Below are 6,789 nucleotides of genomic sequence, written 5' to 3'. Positions count from 1 at the left end.
ATTTTGGTCGAGATCAAGGCGTGCGAAAAATTTTACCGGAGGCGCCCTGAAAGAAGTGCCCTTGGGGTGCATATAGTTGATATTCCGAGGATAAAATTTTTCGCGCAACGCAGAGATCGGGCAAAATAACCATTTATGGATGGGCACGAGGTATCACCCACCGGCACGGCCGTCGTCACAAGGACCGTCATCGTCCATGCCCCGGGAGTGTTCCGCCGTAAAGCTGGCCGTACATGCCTGCATGACGTCCTCACTGGACAGGCACGCCATGGCTTTGTCGTAATCCGGTTCCTTGGAGATCTCGTCCACCAGTTGGGTGTAGACCACCTTGCCCTTCCCGTCGATGACCACTACCGCCCGCGCCATGAGTCCGGCCAGCGGACCGCCAGCAATACGCATGCCATAGACATCGCCGAAGCCGGGGCTTCGAAAGGTGGATGCGGAGACCACGTGATCCAGCCCTTCGGCTCCGCAGAACCGCGCATGGGCAAAGGGAAGATCGGCCGATATGCATAGCACCACCGCATTTTCGGTGTTGCCGATTTCAGCGTTGAATTTTCTCACCGACATGGCGCAGGTCGGTGTATCGATGCTCGGAAAAATGTTCAGAACAACGGTTTTTCCCGCGTAATCCTTCAGCGAAACATCGGACAGGTCGCTGCGGGTCAAGGTAAAATCCGGGGCATCCGTTCCCCGCTGAGGAAGATCGCCGGACAATTGTACGGGTGATCCTTTAAATGCGGTTTGAGCCATGTTGTCCTCCTTGGAAGATATGGGTAAGTAGCAGCGATTTGCTGCCTGCATCAACCATCAATAAACATGCCAGGGCAAAAAAACACGCACCACCCAATGGCATTAATATTGCTTTTGTAGTTATGATAACTCATTTTTCACAAACTTCAAATCATCGGGAGACTATTCATGGGCCATAAACGCTATCACGTCAAATCCGCCTGCCCCCAATGCGGGTGCAGCTTTGCGCAGGTATTGTCCAAAGAAGAGATCAAGGAACGCTATGGAGATGCACCGAACATCGAACTGGAGTGCGGTGAATGCATGCTCCAATTTGAAACCGAACGCAAAAGCGCCTGCCCCGAGTGGGACGATGAGTGCCGCCTGAATGAAGAAAAGGCCTGATCCGCCGGGCGTTTCGTTCAGTTTTTAGGTTGACAGCACACCAATGAAGCAGGCATGTATCGGACACTAGCGATCCTGCTAAATACCCATTTTGAGACACCCCTCACGTCAGGAAAGAAAGGCATATCCAACCATGAGCTACGATTATAATGCGGATGATGTATTTGAGATGGCTGAGCAGATTGAAAGAAACGGTGCCGTCTTCTACAGAAAGGCCGCCGCCGATATCAAGGACCCGGACGCCAAAAATTTTCTCTCGGACCTGGCGACCATGGAAGATAACCACGAAAAAACATTTTCCAGCATGAGAAAAAAGCTCACCGCAGCGGAAAAAACATCGACCGTGTTTGACCCGGGAGGCGAAGCGGGATCGTACCTAAAGGCCCTGGCCGACACCCGCATCTTTTTCGAAAAAGAGATCGATACCCAATCTTTACAGGCGATTCTCAAGGCCGCCATTCTGGCGGAAAAAGATTCGATTGTATTTTATCTGGGGATGAAAGACCTGGTACCGGAAGGCTTGGGCCAGTCCCGATTGGACGGCATCATCAAGGAAGAGATGTCCCACATCAATCTGCTCAGCCGCCGCCTGATCGCCACCAAATGACCGGTCGTCACGGTCTATCGTTTTAGTTACGGGAAGCACCCTCGGCTATATGACTCGGGCGCTTCCCTCAGCCTTCCTCTGTTTGTGGTGTTTCGGCTGTTGCATGAGACACCAGTGTGCCAGGTTCGCACCTGATACGCTTATCCATCCTGCCGAACACCATGCGGAAAAACCCTTGATGGAAAGGTAACCTGATGAGAACCCTTTGCCTGCAGTTGACGGTCGCTCTGGTCGTGTTGGCCCTGCCCGGTATGGCATCGGCGGAAAAGGCGCCGGCGGCTGGAGAACTGCTGGTGGGCATTCGCCTGGACGCTCCCGAGCCACCTAAAACGCGCGCCTATCTGGGACTCACCGAGCACGGCAGCTTCGATGCCACAACCATCGCCGGACAACTGCTCATTATCGAGATTTTCAGCATGTACTGTCCCCACTGCCAGCGGGAGGCACCGGCCGTCAACCGCCTGTATCAGGCCATTGAGGCGTCGGAGACCCTGCATGGCCGCGTGAAGATAATAGGGATCGGGGTCGGTAATTCCGCCTATGAAGTCGACCATTTCCGCAACCACTATCAAGTGGCGTTTCCCCTGTTCCCTGACGAAGACTTTATTATTCACCAATCAGTGGGAGAGGTTCGCACCCCGTTTTTCATCATCGCCGACATCGGACCGAACGACAAGGGGCGGGTCCTGTGGACCGGTGCCGGAAATATGGACAAGGTGGAAACCTTCATCAACCGCCTGAACGGCTTTTTAAGCCTGGATTGATTGTCGAGCCTGTCGGATAACCTGCCTTGCCCTGACGATCTCAAATCTCCCGCTGGTTAGGTTGTTAAATTAATTTGGAAACACTCAAATTGATTTAAATTAACGGTGAAACCGATGAACAATACAAAACTGCTGATGCACGTGTTGGGGTGTGTCGCCATGCTGTTGGCTGCGATCAGTCCTGGCCCAGGCGCAGCCCAGGAACAAACCCTCCAAACCATGATCTATGATCCCGGCCAGCTCAAGCCGGTGGACAGTGTGTTGAAGGTCAAGGTCGGTGATCCGGCCCCGCCTCTTTCCCTGCCGTCTCTGACGGGTGAAACCGTTTCCCTGGCGCAGTACCGGGGAACCCACAACGTCGTGATCTCCTTTGTCCCTGCGGCGTGGACGCCGGTCTGTTCGGATCAATGGCCCGGATACAATATTGTCAGGGACGTTTTCGTGCAGCACGATGCAATCCTGTTGGGCATCACCGTCGACAATCTGCCAACCCTGCATGCATGGACCCGGCAGATGGGCGAACTCTGGTTTCCCGTGCTGTCGGATTTCTGGCCACACGGTGAGGCGGCAGGGCGGTTTGGTGTGTTGCGCACGGACGGAACTGCCGAACGGGCGCTGTTCATTATCGACAAAGCCGGGATCATTCGCTTCATCACTGTATCCGATATCAATCGACGCCCCAATCTGAAAGACATCGTGGGTGCGTTACAGGCGATTCAGTGACCCATGAACGATTAAACCGTCCCACGCTTTCTGTCTTACGAGACAACTGTGTATCACGAAAACATGAGACCCTGAATGACGGACGTTTCCTTTAACCATCTCAAGAAATCCCGGCCGCCTCCTTCACCACACACGTTTCCAAGAAAACCGGCGTGACCGGCACAACGGGTTGCCCAAGGACGTAAGAAAACCTATTTTTTAAATATTTTCATTAAGTTGCTTGGCATACCAACCAACATCAGAACTTTGGCACGCATCTTGATATTCTCTTGTAGTGATACTGACGGCCCTGCCAGACCGGCCGGCGGCTCCCAAACCCCTTCGGAGAGCTTGAATCCGTGAAACCGTGTGACCACCATCTCAGACAAGTCATTCTGCTGGCCGAGCGCATGATCAAACTGGCCCACGATGGCGACGACGACCGTGAGGACACCGGATGCGGCATTCTTTACGGCATGCTTCGCGACTCGGGCTACAAAATCAAACAACTGGCCGAAGCGGAGAAACGCAACCACATCGCCAAAGGCTGGTGGGATGAACCTTGCTGACGTAAGATCAGCATCCACATATTAAATCCTAAACATCTAAAGGAGGAAACCGCTTGGCATCGATTAAAGGCACACAGACAGAGAAGAACATTTTGACGGCTTTTTGCGGTGAATCTCAGGCGAGAAACCGCTACACCTATTTCACCAAGCAGGCTAAAAAAGAAGGTTTTGTACAGATTGCAGACATCTTCGAAGAGACCGCCAACCAGGAGAAAGAGCATGCCAAACGGCTGTTCAAACTGCTGGAAGGGGGCGAAGTGGAGGTCACCGGTGCATTTCCGGCCGGGGTGATCGGCACCACCCTCGAGAACCTCAAAGAAGCGGCCGGCGGCGAGAACTACGAGTGGACCACCATGTATCCGGGATTTGCCAATGTCGCACGGGAAGAGGGCCTGGATCACGTGGCATTCATCTTCGAGGCCATCGCAGTGGCTGAACGGCAGCACGAAAAACGCTACTTGGACCTCAAAGCCAACATCGAAACCGGGCGGATGTTCAAAAGAGCGCAGAGCGTCACCTGGCGCTGCCGTAACTGCGGCTATCTTTTTGAAGGCACCGAACCCCCCGAGATGTGCCCGGCCTGCGCCCACCCCCAAGCCCATTTTGAAATTCTGGGTGAGAACTGGTAAACGGCATCACCCCATTATCAACCGTTCAACCAACCGATAAGGAGAAAAAAATGGCTGAAAGATATGAGGTTTACAAGTGCGATCTTTGTGGCAACATCGTTCAGGTGCTCGTCGGCGGCGACGGCGAGTTGGTATGCTGCGGAGAGCCCATGAAGAAGCTGACGGCCAACACCGTTGACGCGGCCAAGGAAAAGCACGTGCCGGTGGTCGAAAAGATCGACGGCGGATACAAGGTCAAAGTTGGCGGCGTCCCCCACCCCATGGAAGAGAAGCACTGGATTCAGTGGATCGAGCTGATCGCGGACGGCAAATCCTACTTCCAGTTTCTCGACCCGGGCAAGACGCCCGAAGCCGTGTTCAAAGTCGATGCAGCATCGGTTTCCGCCCGGGAATACTGCAACCTTCACGGGCTGTGGAAAGCGTAACCCTGCGTCTCTATAAAAGTCGGGAGACGGTGCCCCCCCTGGTAACCGTCTCCCGAGAACCGAAGGCCGGTCCTGGCTTACCGCCAGGGACGGCACGTGATCTGTGCCCGCAGGATATAGGCCACACGATCAACATCCACAAGGAGGTGCCTCATGGGCAGCTGGAAATGCGGGAATTGCGGATATGAGCTGCAGGCGGACAGGCCGCCTGAGAAATGTCCGTCATGCAAGGAAAAATGTGATTTCCTGGACAACACCTGTTACACGCCTGACTGCCAGTACGAAGGCAAGGATCCAAGAATCAAATAGGAAGAAAGGGAGCGGGAAATGGCGAAAACGCTCATCGTGTATGCCACACGCACAGGCGAGACCGAAAAAATAGGCAATCTCATCGCCGAAGGGATTCGTTTCTCGGGCCATGAGGCAAATGTGGTCAAAATGACCGAGATTAAAAAAGAGGAAGACCTGAAGGGGTACGATGCCGTGGTGTTCGGCTCTCCGACCTACCACGGGGAAATGGTCCAGGGAATGAAGACCCTGCTGTTCATGGCTGAAAAGGCCGAACTCGAAGGCAAGGTTGGCGGTGCCTTCGGCGCCTTTGGATGGAGCGGCGAAGCCCCGGACCGCATTTTTGACACCATGAAAAACATTTTCAAGATGACCATGGTAAGCATCCCCTTGCGGCTCAAGTCGGCCAACCTGGGCGGTGGCCTGAAAATGGCCCAGGATTACGGACGGGAGATTGCCGAAAAACTGACCTGACAATCGATGTAAATGGTTCATCAACACCACCCTATCCCAGATTGCAAAAAGGAGGATGCTATGTCCACACCCCAACATTGCCCCGGCTATCAGACTTTTAAAACCCTGAAATCCTTTATCTGCAAGTGCCCTGAATGCGGCGAGAGCAAAGAGATCTTCTCCGACGAGTTCAACAAGGATCACACCTGCGCAAAGTGCGGCAAGCCCATCGACTTTACCCAGTGCACCCTGGATGGGGGCGCATAGCCTGCCGCCACGTGCTGTTTGCTGCCCCATTTTCACTGCAACCCCATGGGTTCCAACCCACACGGCCCCGTTGATTGACTCGACAGTGCCTCAAGGGTTGGGGACCGCCTGAATGAACACAATAAATGACCCACTATTTATAGGCCAGCCGACCCGGTCGGTTGGCTGTCGGCATCGGTTCTAGGAGTAATTGGTATGGATGTTGTCATGTTATCGCGGCTCCAGTTTGCCGCCGCCACCATGTTCCACTTTCTGTTCGTCCCCGTGGTGCTGGCTTACCAGATTTACGCCTACAAACTGTTCAGCGTCAAGGTGACCGAGGACGACCTGGCCCACAAGATTATGTACTGATCGTCAACCGTGCATCTGGCGCATCAATCGGGTGGCATGCCCGGTTGATGCGTTGAATGCTTAGCATTGCGACAATTACCGTCAGAACCGGAGTATTGCATGAGACACCGCCTATTGGGTATTATCGTCACCGCTATTGTGCTTGGTCTGTCTGTGGTCATGGCCGCTGCCGTCAACCAGGGTCAGGAGAATATCGGCATTTTCGGCGGTAAATCGGGCAACGTACCCTTTCCCCATCGCCAGCATCAGGACCGAATCAAAGACTGCAACGTCTGCCACAGCGTCTTTCCCCAGGAAACCGAGGCGATTAAAAAGTTGAAAGAAACGGGCACGCTGAAAGCGAAAAAAGTGATGAATCTTCAGTGTATCAAGTGCCATAAGCAGGAGAAGAAGGCCGGCAAGCCCCATGGCCCGGTGACCTGCAAAACCTGTCACGTCAAATAACGAGAAGAACATCCAACCATGCTGATCTTAGGACTTCAGGGCAGCCCCCGCAAAGGTGGAAACACCGACACCCTTCTGGCGTCTTTTCTGGAAAAGGCCAGCCAGGCGGGCGCTGCCGTTAAAACCATCCAGGTGGCCCGGGCCGGCATTGTG

The 6,789-nt window shown here is 54.0% G+C and carries 14 protein-coding genes; 13 read left to right on the top strand and 1 reads right to left on the bottom strand.

Annotated elements, in window-relative coordinates; translation table 11 throughout:
* Positions 1 to 153 precede the first annotated feature (153 nt).
* Positions 154 to 753 carry a thiol peroxidase gene (tpx, locus tag QNK41_RS16900; protein WP_319259040.1) on the bottom strand — a complete coding sequence of 200 codons (600 nt, stop codon included), beginning with the start codon at positions 751 to 753 and terminating at the stop codon, positions 154 to 156.
* Positions 754 to 921: 168 nt separating this feature from the next.
* Between tpx and QNK41_RS16895 the strand changes: the two genes are divergently transcribed.
* The 13 genes from QNK41_RS16895 to QNK41_RS16835 all read left to right on the top strand — a co-directional run.
* Complete coding sequence (locus QNK41_RS16895; RefSeq protein WP_319259038.1) at positions 922 to 1,137, top strand: hypothetical protein; 216 nt, start codon at positions 922 to 924, stop codon at positions 1,135 to 1,137.
* Between the two features lie 133 nt (positions 1,138 to 1,270).
* Complete coding sequence (locus tag QNK41_RS16890) at positions 1,271 to 1,744, top strand: ferritin family protein (protein WP_319259036.1); 474 nt, start codon at positions 1,271 to 1,273, stop codon at positions 1,742 to 1,744.
* 194 nt (positions 1,745 to 1,938) lie between these two features.
* Entirely contained in the window at positions 1,939 to 2,508 is a 570-nt protein-coding gene (locus tag QNK41_RS16885) for a TlpA disulfide reductase family protein (RefSeq protein WP_319259034.1), read from the top strand.
* A gap of 114 nt (positions 2,509 to 2,622) precedes the next feature.
* The gene (locus QNK41_RS16880; RefSeq protein WP_319259031.1) at positions 2,623 to 3,231 is read left to right on the top strand and encodes a peroxiredoxin; all 609 of its coding nucleotides are present in this window, start codon (positions 2,623 to 2,625) and stop codon (positions 3,229 to 3,231) included.
* A 338-nt stretch (positions 3,232 to 3,569) separates the two neighbouring features.
* Positions 3,570 to 3,779: a hypothetical protein gene (locus QNK41_RS16875; protein ID WP_319259029.1), complete on the top strand. Its 210-nt coding sequence runs from the start codon at positions 3,570 to 3,572 to the stop codon at positions 3,777 to 3,779.
* A gap of 53 nt (positions 3,780 to 3,832) precedes the next feature.
* Positions 3,833 to 4,408 (top strand): rubrerythrin, encoded by a 576-nt coding sequence (gene rbr, locus QNK41_RS16870; protein WP_319259028.1) that lies wholly within the window; start codon positions 3,833 to 3,835, stop codon positions 4,406 to 4,408.
* 50 nt (positions 4,409 to 4,458) lie between these two features.
* Entirely contained in the window at positions 4,459 to 4,833 is a 375-nt protein-coding gene (locus QNK41_RS16865) for a desulfoferrodoxin (RefSeq protein WP_319259026.1), read from the top strand.
* Positions 4,834 to 4,986: 153 nt separating this feature from the next.
* Entirely contained in the window at positions 4,987 to 5,142 is a 156-nt protein-coding gene (locus QNK41_RS16860) for a rubredoxin-like domain-containing protein (RefSeq protein ID WP_319259024.1), read from the top strand.
* A gap of 18 nt (positions 5,143 to 5,160) precedes the next feature.
* Positions 5,161 to 5,595, top strand: coding sequence for a flavodoxin domain-containing protein (locus QNK41_RS16855; protein ID WP_319259022.1), 435 nt, complete (start codon positions 5,161 to 5,163; stop codon positions 5,593 to 5,595).
* Positions 5,596 to 5,655: 60 nt separating this feature from the next.
* On the top strand, positions 5,656 to 5,841 hold the full coding sequence (locus tag QNK41_RS16850) for a hypothetical protein (RefSeq protein WP_319259020.1): 186 nt from the start codon (positions 5,656 to 5,658) through the stop codon (positions 5,839 to 5,841).
* Between the two features lie 195 nt (positions 5,842 to 6,036).
* On the top strand, positions 6,037 to 6,192 hold the full coding sequence (locus tag QNK41_RS16845) for a hypothetical protein (RefSeq protein WP_319259044.1): 156 nt from the start codon (positions 6,037 to 6,039) through the stop codon (positions 6,190 to 6,192).
* A gap of 99 nt (positions 6,193 to 6,291) precedes the next feature.
* Entirely contained in the window at positions 6,292 to 6,636 is a 345-nt protein-coding gene (locus QNK41_RS16840) for a cytochrome c3 family protein (RefSeq protein ID WP_319259018.1), read from the top strand.
* 18 nt (positions 6,637 to 6,654) lie between these two features.
* Positions 6,655 to 6,789 (top strand): NAD(P)H-dependent oxidoreductase (locus QNK41_RS16835; protein ID WP_319259042.1); only part of this gene is annotated, 135 nt, incomplete at its 3' end.

Source organism: Desulfosarcina sp. (genome assembly GCF_033791525.1).
Taxonomy (GTDB): Bacteria; Desulfobacterota; Desulfobacteria; order Desulfobacterales; family Desulfosarcinaceae; genus Desulfosarcina.
This window is presented reverse-complemented; position numbering and strand designations above follow the sequence as displayed.

Coding starts and splice junctions, on each gene's coding strand:
- QNK41_RS16850 (WP_319259020.1), top strand. CDS start 5,656: ATGTCCACACCCCAACATTGCCCCGGCTATCAGACTTTTAAAACCCTG.
- QNK41_RS16860 (WP_319259024.1), top strand. CDS start 4,987: ATGGGCAGCTGGAAATGCGGGAATTGCGGATATGAGCTGCAGGCGGAC.
- QNK41_RS16855 (WP_319259022.1), top strand. CDS start 5,161: ATGGCGAAAACGCTCATCGTGTATGCCACACGCACAGGCGAGACCGAA.
- QNK41_RS16885 (WP_319259034.1), top strand. CDS start 1,939: ATGAGAACCCTTTGCCTGCAGTTGACGGTCGCTCTGGTCGTGTTGGCC.
- QNK41_RS16890 (WP_319259036.1), top strand. CDS start 1,271: ATGAGCTACGATTATAATGCGGATGATGTATTTGAGATGGCTGAGCAG.
- QNK41_RS16895 (WP_319259038.1), top strand. CDS start 922: ATGGGCCATAAACGCTATCACGTCAAATCCGCCTGCCCCCAATGCGGG.
- QNK41_RS16840 (WP_319259018.1), top strand. CDS start 6,292: ATGAGACACCGCCTATTGGGTATTATCGTCACCGCTATTGTGCTTGGT.
- tpx (WP_319259040.1), bottom strand. CDS start 753: ATGGCTCAAACCGCATTTAAAGGATCACCCGTACAATTGTCCGGCGAT.
- QNK41_RS16845 (WP_319259044.1), top strand. CDS start 6,037: ATGGATGTTGTCATGTTATCGCGGCTCCAGTTTGCCGCCGCCACCATG.
- QNK41_RS16865 (WP_319259026.1), top strand. CDS start 4,459: ATGGCTGAAAGATATGAGGTTTACAAGTGCGATCTTTGTGGCAACATC.
- QNK41_RS16880 (WP_319259031.1), top strand. CDS start 2,623: ATGAACAATACAAAACTGCTGATGCACGTGTTGGGGTGTGTCGCCATG.